The sequence below is a fragment of the Brevibacillus laterosporus genome (assembly GCF_030489605.1).
GTDB classification, from domain to species: domain Bacteria; phylum Bacillota; class Bacilli; order Brevibacillales; family Brevibacillaceae; genus Brevibacillus_B; species Brevibacillus_B laterosporus_E.
On the sequence record NZ_JAUKFY010000025.1, the window covers coordinates 1 to 18,832 of the forward strand.

Annotated in this window: 18 protein-coding genes and 1 other annotated feature; of the genes, 17 read left to right on the plus strand and 1 reads right to left on the minus strand. The window is 41.8% G+C overall.

Annotation, left to right across the window (positions count from 1 at the left end; genetic code table 11):
* Nucleotides 1–374: 374 nt before the first annotated feature.
* The 9 genes from QZ995_RS20035 (at nucleotide 375) to pssA (ending at nucleotide 10,563) form a co-directional block, all read left to right on the plus strand.
* Nucleotides 375–1,475, plus strand: coding sequence for an MGDG synthase family glycosyltransferase (locus QZ995_RS20035; protein ID WP_301810453.1), 1,101 nt, complete (start codon nucleotides 375–377; stop codon nucleotides 1,473–1,475).
* 61 nt (nucleotides 1,476–1,536) lie between these two features.
* Nucleotides 1,537–2,208, plus strand: a complete 672-nt coding sequence (locus QZ995_RS20040; protein WP_301810457.1) for an HAD family hydrolase — start codon at nucleotides 1,537–1,539, stop codon at nucleotides 2,206–2,208.
* A gap of 224 nt (nucleotides 2,209–2,432) precedes the next feature.
* Nucleotides 2,433–2,897, plus strand: a complete 465-nt coding sequence (locus QZ995_RS20045; RefSeq protein WP_301810460.1) for a CtsR family transcriptional regulator — start codon at nucleotides 2,433–2,435, stop codon at nucleotides 2,895–2,897.
* 77 nt (nucleotides 2,898–2,974) lie between these two features.
* Nucleotides 2,975–3,511, plus strand: coding sequence for a UvrB/UvrC motif-containing protein (locus tag QZ995_RS20050; protein WP_301810462.1), 537 nt, complete (start codon nucleotides 2,975–2,977; stop codon nucleotides 3,509–3,511).
* Between the two features lie 26 nt (nucleotides 3,512–3,537).
* Nucleotides 3,538–4,602, plus strand: coding sequence for a protein arginine kinase (locus tag QZ995_RS20055; protein WP_301810465.1), 1,065 nt, complete (start codon nucleotides 3,538–3,540; stop codon nucleotides 4,600–4,602).
* Between the two features lie 27 nt (nucleotides 4,603–4,629).
* Nucleotides 4,630–7,092 (plus strand): ATP-dependent Clp protease ATP-binding subunit, encoded by a 2,463-nt coding sequence (locus QZ995_RS20060; RefSeq protein ID WP_301810468.1) that lies wholly within the window; start codon nucleotides 4,630–4,632, stop codon nucleotides 7,090–7,092.
* Nucleotides 7,093–7,282: 190 nt separating this feature from the next.
* Nucleotides 7,283–8,647 carry a DNA repair protein RadA gene (gene radA / locus QZ995_RS20065; protein ID WP_301810469.1) on the plus strand — a complete coding sequence of 455 codons (1,365 nt, stop codon included), beginning with the start codon at nucleotides 7,283–7,285 and terminating at the stop codon, nucleotides 8,645–8,647.
* Between the two features lie 9 nt (nucleotides 8,648–8,656).
* Complete coding sequence (gene disA / locus QZ995_RS20070; RefSeq protein ID WP_301810470.1) at nucleotides 8,657–9,703, plus strand: DNA integrity scanning diadenylate cyclase DisA; 1,047 nt, start codon at nucleotides 8,657–8,659, stop codon at nucleotides 9,701–9,703.
* 140 nt (nucleotides 9,704–9,843) lie between these two features.
* Nucleotides 9,844–10,563, plus strand: a complete 720-nt coding sequence (gene pssA, locus QZ995_RS20075; RefSeq protein WP_003345131.1) for a CDP-diacylglycerol--serine O-phosphatidyltransferase — start codon at nucleotides 9,844–9,846, stop codon at nucleotides 10,561–10,563.
* 100 nt (nucleotides 10,564–10,663) lie between these two features.
* On the opposite strand, the gene QZ995_RS20080 is transcribed toward pssA, so the two are convergent.
* Nucleotides 10,664–11,056, minus strand: coding sequence for a hypothetical protein (locus QZ995_RS20080; RefSeq protein ID WP_031413181.1), 393 nt, complete (start codon nucleotides 11,054–11,056; stop codon nucleotides 10,664–10,666).
* Nucleotides 11,057–11,363: 307 nt separating this feature from the next.
* Here QZ995_RS20080 and QZ995_RS20085 point away from each other — a divergent pair, with 307 nt between their 5' ends.
* From QZ995_RS20085 to rlmB, 8 genes are all read left to right on the plus strand, one after another.
* Entirely contained in the window at nucleotides 11,364–12,455 is a 1,092-nt protein-coding gene (locus tag QZ995_RS20085) for a PIN/TRAM domain-containing protein (RefSeq protein ID WP_031413182.1), read from the plus strand.
* 30 nt (nucleotides 12,456–12,485) lie between these two features.
* Nucleotides 12,486–13,187 carry a 2-C-methyl-D-erythritol 4-phosphate cytidylyltransferase gene (gene ispD / locus QZ995_RS20090; protein WP_301810477.1) on the plus strand — a complete coding sequence of 234 codons (702 nt, stop codon included), beginning with the start codon at nucleotides 12,486–12,488 and terminating at the stop codon, nucleotides 13,185–13,187.
* Nucleotides 13,184–13,657, plus strand: a complete 474-nt coding sequence (ispF, locus tag QZ995_RS20095) for a 2-C-methyl-D-erythritol 2,4-cyclodiphosphate synthase (RefSeq protein WP_301810479.1) — start codon at nucleotides 13,184–13,186, stop codon at nucleotides 13,655–13,657. The genes ispD and ispF overlap by 4 nt, the downstream gene beginning before the upstream one ends.
* Nucleotides 13,658–13,707: 50 nt before the next feature.
* The gene (gene gltX / locus QZ995_RS20100; RefSeq protein ID WP_301810481.1) at nucleotides 13,708–15,174 is read left to right on the plus strand and encodes a glutamate--tRNA ligase; all 1,467 of its coding nucleotides are present in this window, start codon (nucleotides 13,708–13,710) and stop codon (nucleotides 15,172–15,174) included.
* Nucleotides 15,175–15,191: 17 nt separating this feature from the next.
* Nucleotides 15,192–15,443: a binding site (T-box leader), on the plus strand.
* 125 nt (nucleotides 15,444–15,568) lie between these two features.
* The gene (gene cysE, locus QZ995_RS20105) at nucleotides 15,569–16,264 is read left to right on the plus strand and encodes a serine O-acetyltransferase (protein WP_437124757.1); all 696 of its coding nucleotides are present in this window, start codon (nucleotides 15,569–15,571) and stop codon (nucleotides 16,262–16,264) included.
* Nucleotides 16,245–17,651 (plus strand): cysteine--tRNA ligase, encoded by a 1,407-nt coding sequence (gene cysS, locus QZ995_RS20110; RefSeq protein WP_301810486.1) that lies wholly within the window; start codon nucleotides 16,245–16,247, stop codon nucleotides 17,649–17,651. The genes cysE and cysS overlap by 20 nt, the downstream gene beginning before the upstream one ends.
* 11 nt (nucleotides 17,652–17,662) lie before the next feature.
* A complete protein-coding gene (locus QZ995_RS20115) occupies nucleotides 17,663–18,070 on the plus strand; it encodes a Mini-ribonuclease 3 (protein ID WP_301810488.1) in 408 nt (135 codons plus the stop codon).
* A gap of 5 nt (nucleotides 18,071–18,075) precedes the next feature.
* Nucleotides 18,076–18,831 carry a 23S rRNA (guanosine(2251)-2'-O)-methyltransferase RlmB gene (rlmB, locus tag QZ995_RS20120; protein WP_018673913.1) on the plus strand — a complete coding sequence of 252 codons (756 nt, stop codon included), beginning with the start codon at nucleotides 18,076–18,078 and terminating at the stop codon, nucleotides 18,829–18,831.
* Nucleotide 18,832 lies beyond the last annotated feature (1 nt).

Consider the following 18,832-nt stretch of genomic DNA (forward strand, 5'->3'; position numbering starts at 1 on the left):
CAGGGAATGAAGATCATGAATAGATTCTCTCAACAGATTATTGTTGAGAGATTTTTCGTTTTATGAAAAGATTATTTAGATCGAATCATAGTGTATCTTATTGCAGTGTTAAATCGTATTACATAAGAGAACATTAGAACATAAATGCACATGAAGATATGACTTAGGTTATAACCAATGGTATGATATGCTAAGGATAGGAATCAAATCTGGCTAAATATACTTTTCCTACATGAATTAGGCCTTCCTCATCTTCGTACCCCAATCATAGGACGCTCATTGAAGCCTTACAGAATATGTAAGGCATGCTGGTATGTAAAAAGAATTGGGTGCAAATGAACTGATGTTGGAATAGACAGCAAAGGAGAGTCGAAATGAAAAAGATACTCATCTTTTCCGCCTCCATTGGCAACGGTCATAACCAGGCTGCTCGTGCGATTCAGGAAGAGTTAAGCGAACTTGGTTATGCTTCTATGGTAATAGACACCCTTGAATATATAAGTCCAACCTTCCATAAAATCTTATTGGAAAGCTATACGAATATATTAAAGCTCTCTCCAAGTGTTTGGGGTAAAATTTATCATAATACAGAGAAAACCAGACTTTTTGATATGAATGTTTTTGTTAATAAGCTACTGGCAAATAATTTAAAACGATTGATTAACAGTGTAGAACCGGATGCATTTATTGCTACGCATCCATTTGCTAGCTGTATGCTCTCTGTATTGAAGGGACGTAACCAGTGGACCGAACCAATTTATACAATTATAACGGATTATACAATCCATCCATCCTGGGTGAATCATCATATTGACCATTATTTTATTGCTAGTGAACAGCTTTTTTACTTAGTTGATCTTTATCATGAAAATCGTCAAAAATTTAAACCAATGGGCATCCCGATTATGCGCAAATTTAGAGAAGAGGTTAATAAACAGGAGCTTCGTGCTAAATTTGAAATAAAGCCCGACCAAAAGGTATTAATATTGTCCGGTGGTGGATTGGGATTAGGCCCCATGGATAAAGTATTGCAAGGCCTGGATGCCTTGCATATCCCATTAAAAATTTTCGTCTTAACAGGTCTAAATGAAAAATTATACAGAAGTGTTACAAACAATTCGTATTCTCATGATGTAGTGGCATTACAATATGTAGATAATTTTCATGAGTATTTAGAAGTAGCCGATGCGATTGTGACAAAATCAGGTGGTCTAACAACTGCTGAGGTATTAAGCAAACGTGTTCCTATGGTTATTTTTAATCCATTACCCGGTCAAGAAGAACGAAATAGTCACTTTTTGTTAAACAATGGCTGTGCTGTCCACGCTACAGAGAGTCGAGATTTGATATACTCAATTGAGCAAGTGCTTTTAAATGAACAAAAGTCTAAAGCAATGCGACAACAAGCAGAAATGATTGCTCGTCCGTTTGCCGCTTATGACATCGCTGCATTTATTAAACAAGATATGCAGTAGATGAGTGATTTCTATGAAAATCGGTCACAATCATTTAACAACACGATATTGAGGTGGTAGAGTGAGCATACAGCATGCCGTTATTTTTGACATGGATGGTACTTTATTGCAAACAGAGTCTATGGCTATTCCAGGTTTTAGACGCACCTTTCAAGATTTGCGAAATCGCCAGCTATGGGATGGTGAACTTCCTGATGATCGTGCTATTACTAATACCTTGGGTATGGTTCTAGATGAAATATGGGATGTACTCCTACCGGAAGCAGATGAAAAGACAAGGGAACTGGCTACGGAGTTATTAGCCAAGCATGAAGAGAAATTATTAGACGAAGGTGTTGTTTCCCTGTATCCGGGAGTAGTAGAACAACTAACAGCACTGCACGAGCAAGGAATCGCGCTTTTTGTAGCATCTAATGCCATGGACGGTTATGTCGAAGCAATATGTGAGCACTTTAACATCACGCATCTTTTTACTGATCTATACTCAGCCGGACGTTTCCAAACCGAGTCAAAAGTAGATCTGGTTGCCCTTCTTCTAAAAACATACGATATTAAGCAGGCAGTCATGGTAGGAGATCGTAAGTCAGATGTTGAGGCAGGTAAAAAAAATCAGTTATGGACAATAGGCTGTGATTTTGGCTTTGCTGAATCTGGCGAATTAAAAAATGCAGATGTCGTCATTCAAGGCTATGAGAAATTACTTCAGCAAGTACCATTTTATCAATCTAAATAAACAGGTAAAAATGAACCACCTTTTTAAAGGTGGTTTTTTTGATGATGCAGGTTGAAATAGACCTTTTTTGACCAAAATAAAGGAGTAAGGGAAATAAGGGTTGAAAGTAAATAAAAAAGTAATTATAATAAAAGTCAAAGATAGTCAAAGTCAAATTGACAAACTAAAAAATTAATTTTAACGCCCTTAGCTTCACTCATATTCTTAGGCAAGGAGGCGACACTTTGCGAAATATATCGGACATCATTGAGCAGCATTTAAAGAGCATACTTCAGGAGAGTCCGAATGGAGCTATTGAAATTCAGCGGAGTGATATTGCCGAAAAGTTTCAATGTGTACCGTCCCAAATTAATTATGTCATTAACACACGTTTCTCTATTGAAAAAGGATATATTGTTGAAAGTAAACGTGGCGGTGGAGGCTTTATCCGGATTCGAAAGGCGCAAATTTTGTGTAAGGATACATTGCAGGAGCTTTTGACAGAAGAAATGATTGGCGATAGTATAACTCAATCATACGGCTACTCTATCATTGATCGATTAGTGGAAGAAAGATGGATTAGTTTGCGGGAAGCCACTTTAATGAAGGTAGCCACCTCAAGACAGGTGCTGATGGTTAATACACCTTTACGAGATCAGCTAAGAGCCAGTATCTTAAAGCATATGATTACATCAATCCTCATAACATAGAAGTTACACCTTTGCAAAGAATAGAATTAACCCTAAAAGTCTGGTTGTACCGATTGACTTGTAAGGAGGTTCTGATTATGAATTGTGAAGAGTGCGGCAAACGTCCCGCAACCTTACATCTTACCAAAATCGTAAATGGCGAAAAGTCTGAGACACACATTTGCGAGCAATGTGCCAAGGAAAAAGGCGAATATTTCTCAGGCTTTGGTAATTTTGGTCTAAATAATTTATTGGCTGGTTTATTAAATTTTGACCCTATGAATAAAGGTGTCAGCAGTCAACAGATTAGCCAAAATACAGTTTCTCCGCTTACGCGTTGCGAAACATGCGGATTAACCTATACACAATTTAGCAAGAGTGGTCGTTTTGGTTGCAGTGATTGTTATAACTACTTTGGAGCCAAACTTGACCCGCTCTTTAGAAGAATTCATGGAAATACCCAGCATATGGGGAAAGTACCTGAACGTACAGGTAGCCAATTAAAGATAAAAAAGGACTTACAGCAACTAAAAACGGCTCTTCAACAGCATATTGCTACAGAGGAGTTTGAAAAGGCAGCGGAAATTAGAGACCGTATTCGTGCATTGGAACAAAAGATTGAACAATCCAAGTGAATAAATGGTGGAGGTGAACATCAAGTATGTCCCTACAGCGTTTTACCCAGCACCCATGGAGTAATTGGATGAAAGGTGAGGGTCCTGACTCTGACATTGTTATTAGTACGCGGTTGCGAATCGCTAGGAACCTACGTCAGCATCCATTTCCACTCTTAGCTACTGACTCACAGGCAGAAGAGGTCGTACGTAAAGTAAAAGAAGTAATCGATTCTCCTTCTATGAAGAAGAAAGGCTCCTTCGAACTGTTGTCCATGGAGGACATGAAGCCTCTCGAAAAGAGAGTGCTGGTAGAAAAACATCTTATCAGCCCTAATTTGGCAGAGGAATCCAGAAAAGGTGCCGTCATTTTAAGTGAGGACGAATCCATTAGTGTTTTGGTCAATGAAGAAGATCATCTGCGTATTCAGGTTTTCTTGCCAGGTTTTCAATTGCGGGAAGCCTGGGAAAAAGGAAGCAAGATGGATGATATCTTCGAAAAACAAGTCAATTATGCTTTTGATGAAAAACGAGGCTATTTAACTAGTTGTCCTACAAACGTAGGTACTGGTATACGTGCTTCTGTCATGTTACATTTACCTGCACTTGTGATGACCCAGCAGATTAATCGAATTTTGCAAGCAATTACTCAAGTAGGCTTGGTTGTTCGGGGTCTGTACGGGGAAGGAAGCGAAGCTGTTGGCAACCTCTTTCAGCTTTCCAATCAAGTGACACTCGGTATGTCGGAAGCAGATATTATCTCAAATCTATACAGCGTTGCAAGCCAAATTATTGAACAAGAGCGTGAAGCGCGTCAGTATTTGCAAGAGCATAATCGCATATCTATTGAGGATAAGATTTTTCGTTCTTACGGGATTTTGACTCATGCAAGAACAGTAGAATCAAAAGAAGCGGCTCAGCGCTTATCTGATGTACGCTTGGGAATAGATTTGGGTTATTTACAAGCATGCAGCCCATTTGTTGTAAATGAGCTGTTAGTTAGCACACAACCCGGTTTTTTACAATATGATGCGGGACAGAAATTAACACCAGAACAACGAGATGAGCGTAGAGCTTATGTTATTCGGGAACGACTAAAATGTAATTCATAAGAGAAGAGTAATGGAGGTGCTTATACTATGATGTTTGGACGATTTACAGAGCGTGCACAAAAAGTATTAGCTTTAGCATTGGAAGAGGCAGTTCGTTTAGGTCACAAAGATATTGGAACCGAACATGTTCTTTTAGGTCTGATCCGAGAGGGAGAAGGAATTGCGGCAAAAGCACTTCAAGCACTCGGTCTCGGCCTTGATAAAATTCAAAATGAAGTGGAATCTTTAATCGGTCGTGCTCCTGAACAACCGGCAAACACGACAAATTATACACCAAACTACACCCCGCGAGCTAAGAAAGTAATTGAGCTGTCCATGGACGAGGCTCGCAAGCTAGGTCATACGTACGTGGGAACCGAACATATTTTGTTAGGTCTCATTCGCGAGGGAGAGGGAATTGCTGCGCGAATCATGAACAATCTAGGCATTAGCCTAAATAAAGCACGTCAACAGGTATTGCAATTATTGGGCAGCTCAGAAATGATGTCATCTCATCAGCCATCTGGAAGCAACGCATCGGCAAATACTCCTACTTTAGATGGATTAGCACGGGACTTGACGGCTATTGCTAAAGAAGGTTCACTTGATCCGGTGATCGGTCGTCAGAAGGAAATTGAACGTGTGATTCAGGTATTGAGCCGACGGACAAAGAATAACCCAGTATTAATTGGTGAACCCGGTGTTGGTAAGACAGCGATAGCCGAGGGTCTAGCTCAAAAAATTGTTAATAATGAAATTCCGGAAACATTGCGTGATAAACGTGTCATGACTTTAGATATGGGTACAGTGGTAGCCGGCACCAAATATCGTGGTGAATTCGAGGATCGTCTGAAAAAAATTATGGATGAAATTCGACAAGCAGGAAATATTATTCTGTTCATTGACGAGTTGCATACATTAATTGGAGCAGGCGGAGCTGAGGGAGCAATTGATGCATCCAATATTCTTAAACCAGCACTTGCTCGCGGCGAGCTACAATGTGTCGGTGCTACCACGCTGGATGAGTATCGTAAATACATTGAGAAGGATGCCGCGCTCGAACGCCGCTTCCAACCAATTCAAGTAGATGAACCGACTCCAGAAGATGCGATTAAAATCTTAAGCGGTTTACGTGACCGTTATGAAGCCCATCATCGTGTAAAAATTACTGATGAGGCCATTGATCAAGCGGTAAAATTGTCAGATCGTTATATAACAGATCGCTTTTTGCCGGATAAAGCTATTGATTTAATTGACGAGGCAGCTTCCAAGGTTCGCCTGCAATCCTTTACCGTACCACCTAACCTAAAAGAGCTAGAAGCGCGATTAGAAGAGGTTCGCAAAGAAAAGGACGCAGCCGTACAATCTCAGGAATTTGAAGAAGCTGCAGCGTTACGAGATAAGGAACAAAAACTACGCGAGGAGCTTGATTCCACTAAGAAGGATTGGAAAGAGAGACAAGGAAAACTAAACATGGAGGTTACTCAGGAGGATATCGCTCATGTGGTAGCTAACTGGACTGGTATTCCTGTCTTAAAATTGAAGCAAGAAGAAACAGAACGTCTGTTGAAAATGGAAGATATTCTGCACGACCGAGTTATTGGACAGGATGAGGCTGTTAAATCAGTTGCCCGTGCAGTACGTCGCGCTCGCGCCGGTTTAAAAGATCCAAAGCGTCCAATCGGTTCATTTATCTTCTTAGGCCCTACAGGGGTAGGTAAAACAGAATTAGCTCGTGCTGTGGCTGAAACATTATTCGGTGATGAAGATGCCATGATTCGTGTAGACATGTCTGAGTACATGGAGAAGCACACCACTGCCCGTTTAGTCGGTGCGCCTCCGGGATATGTGGGTTATGATGAAGGCGGTCAATTGACAGAAAAGGTTCGCCGTAAACCATACTCAGTTATTTTGCTAGATGAAATTGAAAAGGCACATCCAGATGTCTTTAATATCTTATTACAAGTGCTTGATGATGGACGATTGACAGACTCTAAAGGACGGACGGTTGATTTCCGCAATACGGTAGTCATCATGACATCCAATGTGGGTGCAAGCATGATTAAGAAAAATAGCTCCCTTGGCTTTACTACGAATGATTCTGAAAAGAAATATCAAGATATGAAAGATAAAGTCATGGATGAATTGAAACGTAGCTTCCGTCCAGAGTTCTTGAACCGTATCGACGAAATTATTGTGTTCCACTCTCTAGAACAGGAGCATATTGAAAAAATCGTTACGTTGATGACTGAGGACTTGCGCAAACGCCTAGTCGAACAGGAGATTGATTTCAAACTAAGCGATGAGGCTAAGAAAATTCTTGCTAAAGAGGGCTTTGATCCCGCCTATGGTGCACGTCCTCTACGTCGAGCGATTCAACGAAATATTGAAGATCGCTTGTCTGAGGAATTGCTCAAGGGAACGATCACGAAAGGCGATACCGTTCAAATTGATGCGGAAGACGGCAAATTAACGGTAAAACGCTTGGAGCAAGTAAAAGTAACAAAATAAACAAATCCTGAAGCAAAACATGGTATAATTTCAGGAGAAAGCAGTACGTATCCCCGAAGATGATTCGGGGATATTTTTTATACATCTAGCATACAAGTAAGGTGATATAAAAATGCTGTCCATTAGCAGGATTTAACAGTAGTTGCACGAACAACAGTAGAATGAATTTATAGATACGGGAGTATGTTATATGTCAAAAGTAAAAACAAAGTTTGTGTGTCAGGAATGCGGGTACGAAAGTCCTAAATGGCTGGGAAAATGTCCAGGTTGTAATAATTGGAATACAATGGTTGAAGAATTAGAGCGTAAACAAGCGGGTGGCAGAGATCGCGGAATGTCCACCAAACAAAGGGCACAGCCCATCACAGAGGTCATAAGTGAGGAGGAACCACGATTAGATACAACTTTAGGTGAATTAAACCGTGTCTTAGGCGGCGGTTTAGTTTTGGGATCATTGGTGCTGGTTGGGGGAGATCCGGGGATCGGAAAGTCTACCTTACTTCTCCAAACTTCTTTTGCTCTTGCACATCAGAATAATAAAGTGTTGTATATCTCAGGTGAGGAGTCTGTTAAACAAATTAAAATGCGAGCTGATCGACTTGGTGTACAAACATCAAATCTGCTAGTAGTGACGGAGACTGATTTGGAGCAAGTGGAGGAACAGATAACGTTTGTCGACCCTGATGTGGTCATTATTGACTCAATCCAAACCATTTTTCATCCGGCAGTCACATCCGCAGCAGGGAGTGTAGCTCAGGTCCGAGAGTGTACCAGCCATCTGATGAGAATAGCAAAAAGTAAAGGTATCGCTATCTTTATTGTCGGACATGTTACAAAAGAAGGAGCTATCGCTGGACCGCGTATGCTTGAGCATATGGTTGATGCTGTTCTTTATTTTGAAGGAGATCGGCATAATACCTTCCGTATTTTACGAGCTGTTAAAAATCGATTTGGGTCCACAAATGAAATGGGTATTTTTGAAATGAAAGAAAAAGGGCTGGCTGAAGTAGAAAACCCATCTGAGCTGTTCTTAGCGGAACGACCGATTGGAGTTGCTGGATCAACAGTAGTAGCTAGTATGGAAGGAACTCGCCCCGTGCTTGTTGAACTACAGGCATTAGTTTCCCCGACCAGTTTTGCTACTCCACGCCGAATGGCAACCGGGGTAGATCATCAGCGAATAGCTATGATTATGGCAGTTTTGGAGAAACGAGTAGGTTTGATGCTGCAAAATCAAGATGCCTATGTAAACGTAGCCGGTGGTGTTCGGCTAGATGAGCCTGCAATTGATTTAGCGATTGCGGTAAGCATTGCTAGTAGTTTTCGAGATCATTCCACCAATCCATATGATGTAGTGATTGGAGAAATTGGTTTAACAGGCGAAGTCCGCGGTGTTTCTCGAATTGAGCAACGTATACGCGAAGCGGAAAAACTGGGCTTTAAGCGAGTCATTATTCCTGAGAGAAGCATGCGAGGACTAGAAAAGCCTGCTGGAATTGAGGTAATTGGTGTAAAAAATGTGGAGGAAGCTTTGCAATATGCATTGAGGGGGTAGCTATATTTGATGTTGGATGCTTTGCGTTTTGTCGCTCCAGGCACGCCTTTTCGTGAGGGTCTGGAAAACGTTCTACATGCCAAAACAGGCGCTTTAATTGTTGTGGGATGTAGTCCACAGATGAAAAACATCATTGACGGTGGTTTTTATATTGACTGCGAATTTACTCCAGCCCATTTATATGAATTGGCCAAAATGGATGGAGCTATTATTGTCAGCCAGGACGCTAAGCGGATTTTATATGCCAACACACAGCTATTGCCCAGTGGGGCTGTTGTTTCTAATGAAACGGGAACAAGGCACCGGACAGCCGATCGTACAGCACGATTAACGAACCATTTGGTTATTGCCATCTCCCAAAGGCGCAATGTCATTACGTTATACCAAGGAACTCAGCGCTATGTTATTAAAGATATTAGTGTTATTTTGGCGAAAACGAATCAAGCACTGCAAACTTTGGAAAGATATAAGATGGTATTAGAGCAGGGACTTACGAATCTAAGTGCGTTAGAATTTGAACAATTAGTCACTGTTCATGAAATTGTATCGGTTATGCAACGGATTGAGATGGTCATCCGTATAAAGTTAGAGATGAAAAAATATATCCTGGAATTGGGTACGGAGGGTCGGTTAATTAACCTGCAGCTAGAAGAGCTTGTGTTCAATGTGGAGCAAGAGGCAGAGCTACTCATTTTAGACTATGCAAAAGATGATAAGGTGGATACTAAACAAGTCTTACACGAAATGAGTAAGCTAAGTCCAGAGGAATTAATGGATCCAAGTGTCTTTCTTCGACTGTTGGGGTATATAAATATGAATAAGCTGTCGGACGAGGCAGTAATGACACGCGGATATCGATTGCTTAGTAAAATATCTAGACTTCCTTCCACTGTCATATGCAACCTCATTTGCCACTTTGGCAATCTACACTCCATTTTGATGGCTACTATCGAGGAATTGGACGATGTAGAAGGAATTGGTGAGATTAGAGCGCGTGCCATTAAGGACGGATTGAAAAGAATCCAGGAACAAGTGTTCATTGACAGGCACATTTAGTTCTATTAGTATGAAGGAATTATGTTACGGTTTTCTTTTTAAAGTCAACAGGTATAAATTACCCCCTTTTTCTACTCTTACCCATTACGATTATCTGTAGGGATAGAATATCGTGGGATGATAATTAACGGAGGTAGACTATGATTGTGAAAGCATTGCCGAACATGCTCACTCTAGGCAACCTATTTTTAGGTATAGTAGCAATGATCTTGGCATTTAACGATTATGTTGATTTCGCAGCCATTACAGTAATCGTCGGTATGCTGTTGGACGGTTTGGATGGGCGAGTAGCACGTATGTTAAATGCACAAAGTGAATTTGGAAAAGAATTGGACTCATTATCGGACGTTATATCTTTTGGGGTCGCACCGGCCTTTATCATGTATGTAGTTGCATTGCAGGAAATCAGTGTAGTAGGTATTATCATCACGGCTCTTTTCCCCATTTGCGGAGCTTGTCGTTTAGCGCGTTTTAATGTACAAGCGGGTGTTCCGGGTTACTTTATCGGCTTGCCTATTACGGCTGCTGGTGGTGTACTTGCTACACTGGCTTTATTTCATGAAGTATTTCCGACAACCATCTTGGCACTTGGGATGCTGATGCTTGCTTACCTTATGGTATCCCGCGTAAAATACCCAAACTTCAAAAAAGTAGGGATTCCGAAGTCAGCATATTGGATTGCTCCCATCATCATTGTTGGTGTGATTGTTATTGCGATTATGTTCCCGAATCAAATTTCCAAACTGGTATTTGTGCCGCTCGCACTATATGCTTTGTATGGGATAAAAAAAAACGTTGAATATTTTATTCGCAAGGTAAGAAAAAGAGAATCACAAGAAGAGAAAAAGCATTATCTATAACCTGATAGGATTAAACAACAACCCCCCGTTTAACTCAAACGGGGGGTTGCAACTTTCTTGCCGGTTCATCCGTAGTATAGAGAGAAAAGAACAATTGATTCTAGGAGAGATTAAAAACTCCTAACGTATTGAGTCGATCTGTTTCAACTTCGAGTACTTTGGATAAGGAAATATCAGTGACGTTGCAAAGAGCAGCCAAGTAAAATAAGTTTTTTCCAATTTCAGCGGTTAGGATATCCCGGCAATGCTCACAAAGCTGTCCCGAAAAATGCGTGTCTAGATGAGGCTGGTTATCGTGTAAGGAACTTGCAGGATCAAAGGCTTGTTTTAAGGCAGTAATCTCCACGCATCCACAATCAGTTACGGCTTTCGTCAAGGCCCGGTTTGTTCGAGCGCTGGACTCCTGCAGCTTAGACATGACATCTAAAATACTCCGATGTCTAATCAGTAGGTTGGAAACTTGTTCTTGAAAATCCTTGATTTCACTAGACAATAGTATTCACCTCTGTTCTCTGATGAGGGGGAGTCAGAAAATTCTATTCACTTGATTATGGTTTATTATAGAAACTCCTTAATCCATCTGTCAAACCTTAGAATTTTTGCTGGCTTTTGCAAATTTATATTTTTTTGATTGACGTATATGTTGAAGCTGTGTTAAAATTTCCGGCTATTTGACACTATAAAAAATATTTTGTTATAGTGAGGGGAAAGAGATATGAGACAAACCATTCAAATCATTTGCAGGAGACTAGGTTTTTTTGTTAGATCTTCTGTCTATATTAATAAGAGGAGGTGAGCCTATGTTAAAACGAATCTGTAAGTTTTTCTTTGTTATCATTGGTGGAGGACTGGGGTATCAGTTTGGGCCTGCATTTTTCTCATTTTTGAATGATTTGCTCAATTTTGGAGAAGTTCCACGTCCAGCATACATTGGGGCTGTACTAGGAGTGATTTTGTTTTACCTGTTGGCAAATACGTTGGTGGATTACTTGGTGAATGCAATCCGCTGGGGTGAAGAAAAGCTATTGACACTCCCTATTACTGATGTCATGTTTGGAGCCTTAGGTTTGATTATCGGACTTATCGTTGCCTTTTTATTATTCCTACCGATCAATAGTATACCTGTCCCAGTTCTCGGTGATTTCTTACCACTTCTTGTTTCCGGTTTGCTTGGTTACTTAGGCTTTCAGGTGGGATTCCGTAAAAGAGATGAAATTATGGCGGTATTTTCTATAGGTCGCAAGGAGAAGAGCAAAAAGGAAAGCGGTGGCATTGGTGCCAATGTTGAGCATAAAGTTTTGGATACCAGCGTCATTATCGACGGTCGGATTGCTGATATCTGTCGCACCGGCTTTATCGAGGGAGCGCTTGTTATACCAGGATTCGTACTTGAAGAATTGCAGCATATTGCTGATTCGTCTGATGCACTAAAAAGAAACCGTGGTCGCAGAGGTTTGGACATTCTAAACAAAATTCAAAAAGAATTAAAAGTTAATGTTCAAATTTATGAAGGAGATTTTGAAGAGATTGCGGAAGTGGATAGTAAATTAATTAAGCTAGCAAAGGTGCTTAATGGTAAAGTGGTTACCAATGACTTCAACTTAAACAAGGTCTGTGAATTGCAAGGTGTTCCAGTTCTTAATATCAATGATTTGGCCAATGCGGTTAAACCTGTGGTCCTGCCGGGTGAAGAATTACATGTGCAGGTAATTAAAGACGGGAAAGAGTACGGTCAGGGTGTAGCTTATCTTGATGACGGTACTATGATCGTAGTAGAAGGCGGCCGTGATTATATTGGGTTAGAGATTGATGTGCTGGTAACCAGCGTGCTACAGACGTCGGCAGGCCGCATGATCTTCGCGAAGCCAAAGATGCTGGAGAAGGCATTGTAGCGCATTGATAACATAATGGAGAGGGTACGTGTGGAAACAAGCGTGGTGATCGTTGCCGCTGGAAAAGGAAAACGAATGAAAGCTGGTAAGAATAAGATATGGTTGCATTTGCAGCATAAGCCGATTTTTCAGCATACGGTTGAAGCTTTCATTCAACATCCAGGAATTTCTGAGGTAGTTCTGGTGATAAATGAACAAGATTATGAGGATATGGATCGATGGCGAAAGAGCATGCCATACTCAGTGATCTTGGCTATAGGTGGCGCAGAGCGTCAGGATAGTGTGCGAAATGGACTTGAAGCTCTATCGGAGAGCTGTACGCACGTATTAATCCATGATGCAGCAAGACCTTTTATCACAGGGGAGCAAATTTCTGGAATCATAACCAAATTGAAAGATCATCAGGCAGTTGTTGTAGCGGTTCCTGTAAAGGATACGATTAAAATCGTAGGTCCAGATGGAATCGTTCAAGCAACCCCGGCACGCGAGAGCTTGTGGGCGGTTCAAACCCCACAAGCTTTTCCACTTTCACTCGTAAAAGAAGCGCACCAGTTTGCACTTGAACAGGGAAAAGTAGGAACAGATGATGCGATGCTCGTAGAAATGCTTGGATACCCAGTTACAATTGTTGATGGTAGCTATGAAAACATCAAGGTGACAACTCCTGATGATCTCTGGTTTGGGGAAGAGATTATGAAGAGGCGTTCGGAAGAGAGGAAGAGGAGAAAATGAGGATCGGACAAGGTTTCGATGTACATCAACTAGTTGAAGGCAGGCCCTGCATCATAGGCGGTGTAACCATTCCGTATGAAAAAGGTTTATTAGGTCACTCAGATGCGGATGTACTATTACATACGATTTCTGATGCACTTCTTGGCGCGATTGGAGAGGGAGACATTGGACGGCACTTCCCTGATACTGATCCAGCTTTTAAGGATGCCGATAGTTTGCAGTTACTCATCCATGTATGGAATTTGGTAAAAGAGCGAGGATATCAATTAGGAAATGTTGATGCTACGATCATCGCACAAGCACCTAAAATGGCACCATATATTCCGCAGATGCGTGAAGTAATTGCTAACGCGCTTGATGCAGATATTGCCCAGGTGAATATTAAAGCAACCACAACGGAAAAATTGGGATTTACTGGACGCGGGGAGGGTATCGCTGCGCAGGCTGTATGTTTGCTTGTCAATGCGTAAGTCTAGTAGTATCATAAGTTTGGAAGAGATGGGATAAGGATGGTGTCATCATGACAAAGGAAGTTCGTTTGCGCTATGCTCCGAGTCCAACCGGTCATTTGCATATTGGCGGTGCTCGTACAGCGCTATTTAATTATTTGTATGCACGTCGTTTAGGCGGAAAATTTATTGTGCGCATCGAGGATACAGATCAAGTCCGCAATGTGGAAAATGCCGCCGAGAAACAAATGGAAAACTTGAAATGGCTCGGTGTCGATTGGGACGAGGGCGATGACATCGGTGGCCCATATGGCCCGTATCGTTGCATGGACCGCTTGGATATTTATAAAGGATATATTGAACAATTATTAAAAGAGGGAAAAGCGTATTACTGCTATGCAACAAAGGAAGAGCTCGATGCAGAACGCGAAGAGCAGCTTGCACGCAATGAAACCCCTCGTATTTTAGAAAAGCACCGCCATACAACACCAGAACAAAAAGCTGCCTATGAAAAAGAAGGACGAGTTCCTTCTGTTCATTTCATTATGCCAGAAAATCGTTCTTATACAGTAAATGATCTTGTTCGTGGTGAAGTAACATTTGATTCAAATGAAATGGGCGGAGATTTCGTTATCTGTCGTCCAGATGGTATCCCAACCTATAACTTTGCGGTTGTAATCGACGACCATCTCATGAAAATCAGTCATGTTGTTCGAGGAGAAGAGCATCTGTCCAACACACCTCGTCAATTGATGATCTATGAAGCATTCGGTTGGGAAGCACCTCAATTTGCTCACTTAGCCCTTATTTTAAATCAAGAGGGTAAAAAGATGAGTAAACGCGATGAAAGCATTATTCAGTTCATTGAGCAATATCGCGATATGGGTTACTTGCCAGAAGCTATTGTGAATTTCCTTGTGTTATTAGGATGGTCTCCGGGTGGGGAACAAGAGATCTTCTCTTTAGAAGAATTGAGCGAGAAATTTAGTTTTGATCGAGTTAGCAAATCCCCGGCTGTATTTGACAGCACTAAAATGAATTGGATGAATAATCATTATCTCAAAGCTAAACCAGTAGATGAGATCGTGGACATGTGCATTCCTCATCTTCAAGAAGCTGGCTTCTTAGAAGAAGAATTGACTGCTGAACGCAGAGAATGGGCAAAACAAATCGTAGCACTATATCAAGAGCAAATGTCTTATTGTGCACAGATTGTACCTCTTTCCGCTCTCTTTTTCTTAGATGAAGTAGTTTATGAAGAGGATGCCAAGGCTGTATTAAAAGAGCCTCAAGTAAAAGAGGTACTTGTGAGCTTTAAGGAGCACATTGAATCTGCAGATGAATATAGTGTAGAAACAATTAATGCTTCATTAAAGGCAGTTCAAAAAGCAACTGGATATAAGGGGAAAGCACTATTTATGCCAGTGCGTGTTTCCATTACAGGTCAGGCGCACGGACGTGATCTTGGTCAATCCATTTACTTAATTGGCCGCGAAAAAGTATTGGCACGTCTACAACAAGTGATTTCTAGTCTATAATAAAAACAACATAGATTTTGCACGCGTTGAACAGGAGAAGTACAAGAAAGAGGATTCAATAGAGAGAACGGGATAGGTGGAAGCCGTTTGTAGACTCTTCTTGGAAATGCACCTGGGAGCAACCAATTGAACACAATGTCTATTGCAAGTAGATTGGTCGGGGAACCCGCCGATAAAGGGTATTGAGCGAGATGAACTCTAGTCGTCTTTGGAGTAGAGTTTGATTCATCTAAGCAGAGTGGAACCACGGTAAAAACACCGTCTCTGCGTCTATATAGGCGTACGAGGCGGTGTTTTTTGCATTCATCTGAGAAAAAGCACAACATCCTGCCCTGCTGAAGCCTTGTCAAAACGTAAAGCCTGCTTCGTTTACGATGGAACGTTAAAGAAACCGGTGGTCAGGCAAAAGAATAGGGGGAGTCCCATGTTTGCTAGGATGAAGGAAGACATACAGATCGTGTTTGAACGTGACCCTGCTGCACGGAGTACGTGGGAAGTGGTGCTAACTTATGCAGGGCTTCATGCCATTTGGGGACACCGAGTGGCGAATAGATTATGGAAAAAAGGCTGGAAAACCTCAGCTCGTTTCGTTTCTCAAATCACGCGCTTTTTTACAGGAATCGAGATACATCCAGGAGCAACGATTGGTCGGAGAATGTTTATTGACCATGGAGCTGGTGTTGTAATTGGGGAAACTTGTGAGATTGGCGATGATGTAACCATATATCAAGGGGTTTCCCTTGGAGGTACAGGGAAAGAAAAAGGAAAGCGTCATCCGACGATAGGAAACAATGTTATTATCGCCTCTGGAGCAAAGGTGCTCGGTTCATTTAAAATTGGAGATTACTCTAAAATTGGAGCGGGCTCTGTCGTCCTCCAGCCTGTACCTTCCCACTCAACAGTAGTTGGGATTCCGGGCCGTATTAAGGTACAAAACGGTCAAAAGGTAGAATGTGATCTGGACCATGTTAATTTACCAGACCCGATTTTAGAAATGATTCGGGACATGCAAAAGGAAATTGCTCAATTAAAAGTGGAGCTTGATCAAGTTAAAAAGGAGAAATCAAATAATGAGCATACGCTTATATAACACGATGTCACGTGAAAAAGAGGCCTTTATCCCGTTAGAGGAAGGCAAAGTGAAAATGTATGTTTGCGGCCCAACCGTTTATAATTATATTCATATAGGAAATGCGCGTCCTGCCATCGTGTTTGACACATTGCGCCGTTATTTGTCATACAAAGGCTATCAGGTTACATTTGTACAAAATATCACCGATGTAGACGACAAACTAATTCGCAAAGCAAATGAAGAGCAGACAACAGTGGCCGAATTGGCTGACCGCTATACGGCAGCATATAATCAGGATCTACAAGGAGTAAATGTCCTGCCACCTGATATTCAACCGCGAGTTATGAATACGATTCCGGAAATTATTTCCTTTATTGAAGGACTAATTGAAAAAGGATTTGCCTACGAGAGCGAGGGCGACGTCTATTTCCGCACTAATCGCTTCAAAGAGTATGGCAAACTATCTCATCAGCCCCTAGACGATTTGCAAGCAGGGGCACGCATTGAAGTAAATGAAAAGAAAGAGAACCCGCTTGACTTTGCCCTGTGGAAAGCGGCTAAGCCTCAAGAAATTTCTTGGGAGAGCCCTTGGGGAGCGGGTCGTCCTGGCTGGCATATTGAGTGCTCTGCAATGGCCCTTCGCTTCTTAGGAGAGTCCATTGATATTCATGCAGGTGGAACAGATCTTACTTTCCCTCACCATGAAAATGAAATTGCACAGTCAGAGTGCTTTACAGGCAAACCGTTCGCTCGATACTGGATGCATAACGCAATGCTTAATATCGACAACGAAAAGATGTCTAAGTCCTTGGGCAATTTTTTGTTAGCGCGCGACCTGATTGCAAAATATACGGGTCAACTCATTCGCTTTTTCATGCTAAGCGGCCATTATCGCAGTCCGATTAATTTCAGTGATGAAATGCTGGAGCAAGCAGCTAATGGATTAGAACGGATAAAAAATGCTTATGTAAATCTGGGGCATCGTCTAAATACGGCGCGCGAGGAAGAGCCGAATGGCTTAGCTCAGGAGCAAGCGCAGGTAATTGAGAACTTGCGTAAGCGTTTTGAGGAAGAGATGGATGATGATCTAAATACTGCTAATGGAATTACAGTATTGTTTGACATTGCCAAGGAAGCTAATCTATATACGCGTCATGATAACGTAGGGGCTACGGAAATCAAAGCTTACCGTCAGTTGCTAGAAGAGCTGAGCTCTGTATTAGGGTTAATTTTGCAGGAAGAGGCTGCTTTACTAGATGAAGAGATTGAGCTTTTAATAGCAGAACGCACAGAAGCTCGAAAGGCTCGAAACTTTGCTCGTTCTGACGAAATCCGTGATCAACTACAAGAGATGGGAATTATCCTTGAAGATACACCACAAGGTATTCGCTGGCGTCGAAAATAAGGAGCAATAACATGATAATAGAAAGAGATACACTAGCCCGTGATCCTAAACTTATTAATCCGCTAGTGCTCGCCTATTTAGGGGATGCTACGTACGCTCATTACGTGCGCTGCCATTTGATAACGCAAGGGATTGCAAAACCAAATCTGCTGCATAAAACGGCAAATCGCTATGTGGCTGCAAAAGCGCAGGCGACTATCCTGCATCATCTCCTTCCTTCTTTAACGGAGGAGGAGATGGCGCAAGTAAAGCGGGGAAGAAATGCTAAATCGGGATCAAGCGCCAAGAATGCTGGCATTGTTGATTATCGGCATGCTACAGCATTTGAAGCCCTGATCGGTTATTTATATTTGAATGGTGAAGACAAGCGATTGCAGGAGATTATTCAACAAGCTTTTGCGATCGTGGAAGGAGAATAAATGAAATGAATGAAGAGTGGATTTTGGGTAAAAACCCCGTTATCGAGGCATTGCGCTCGGGACGCACTATTAATAAGATATGGATGGCGGAAGGTGCTAATAAAAACCAGATGGGGCCTATCTTCACGCTGGCAAAGGAGCTTGGAGTGGTGATTACCACGGCTAACCGAAAGAAGCTGGATCAATTGGTTAACTCAGATAACCATCAAGGAGTTATTGCTTCAGTAGCGGCGTACGATTATGTGGAGATAGATGATATTTTGGCTAAGGCAGAAGAGAGAAATGAAGTACCTTTTGTCATTATTTTAGATGAGCTGGAAGATCCGCATAATTTAGGCTCGATTCTGCGGACTGCTGATGCAGTTGGAGCGCATGGCGTCATTATACCAAAGCGCCGATCTGTTTCTTTGACAGCAACCGTTGCCAAAGCATCTGCTGGAGCGATTGAATATGTACCGGTTGCACGTGTGACTAATATTGTACGTGCCATGGAGGAACTAAAGGAAAAGGGCTTCTGGATTGGCGGTACAGATGCGGCAGGAAAACAGGATTTCCGAGAAGGCGATTACACCATGCCGTTTGCTTTGGTAATTGGTAGTGAGGGGAAGGGAATGAGTCGTCTTGTACGCGAGAATTGCGACTTCCTTTACCGTTTACCGATGGTTGGACAAGTTACTTCGCTGAATGCTTCGGTTGCGGCGGCTATTCTGATGTATGAGGTATATCGAGGACGAAACCCACTCTTGCCTAGAGGAAAATGAA

Bases quoted from the DNA above. Each gene is read 5' to 3' on its own strand.
- gltX (WP_301810481.1), top strand. From the start codon at position 13,708: ATGACAAAGGAAGTTCGTTTGCGCTATGCTCCGAGTCCAACCGGTCAT.
- cysS (WP_301810486.1), top strand. From the start codon at position 16,245: ATGAGCATACGCTTATATAACACGATGTCACGTGAAAAAGAGGCCTTT.
- pssA (WP_003345131.1), top strand. From the start codon at position 9,844: ATGATTGTGAAAGCATTGCCGAACATGCTCACTCTAGGCAACCTATTT.
- radA (WP_301810469.1), top strand. From the start codon at position 7,283: ATGTCAAAAGTAAAAACAAAGTTTGTGTGTCAGGAATGCGGGTACGAA.
- rlmB (WP_018673913.1), top strand. From the start codon at position 18,076: ATGAATGAAGAGTGGATTTTGGGTAAAAACCCCGTTATCGAGGCATTG.
- QZ995_RS20060 (WP_301810468.1), top strand. From the start codon at position 4,630: ATGATGTTTGGACGATTTACAGAGCGTGCACAAAAAGTATTAGCTTTA.
- QZ995_RS20115 (WP_301810488.1), top strand. From the start codon at position 17,663: ATGATAATAGAAAGAGATACACTAGCCCGTGATCCTAAACTTATTAAT.
- ispF (WP_301810479.1), top strand. From the start codon at position 13,184: ATGAGGATCGGACAAGGTTTCGATGTACATCAACTAGTTGAAGGCAGG.
- QZ995_RS20050 (WP_301810462.1), top strand. From the start codon at position 2,975: ATGAATTGTGAAGAGTGCGGCAAACGTCCCGCAACCTTACATCTTACC.
- QZ995_RS20085 (WP_031413182.1), top strand. From the start codon at position 11,364: ATGTTAAAACGAATCTGTAAGTTTTTCTTTGTTATCATTGGTGGAGGA.
- QZ995_RS20055 (WP_301810465.1), top strand. From the start codon at position 3,538: ATGTCCCTACAGCGTTTTACCCAGCACCCATGGAGTAATTGGATGAAA.
- disA (WP_301810470.1), top strand. From the start codon at position 8,657: ATGTTGGATGCTTTGCGTTTTGTCGCTCCAGGCACGCCTTTTCGTGAG.
- QZ995_RS20035 (WP_301810453.1), top strand. From the start codon at position 375: ATGAAAAAGATACTCATCTTTTCCGCCTCCATTGGCAACGGTCATAAC.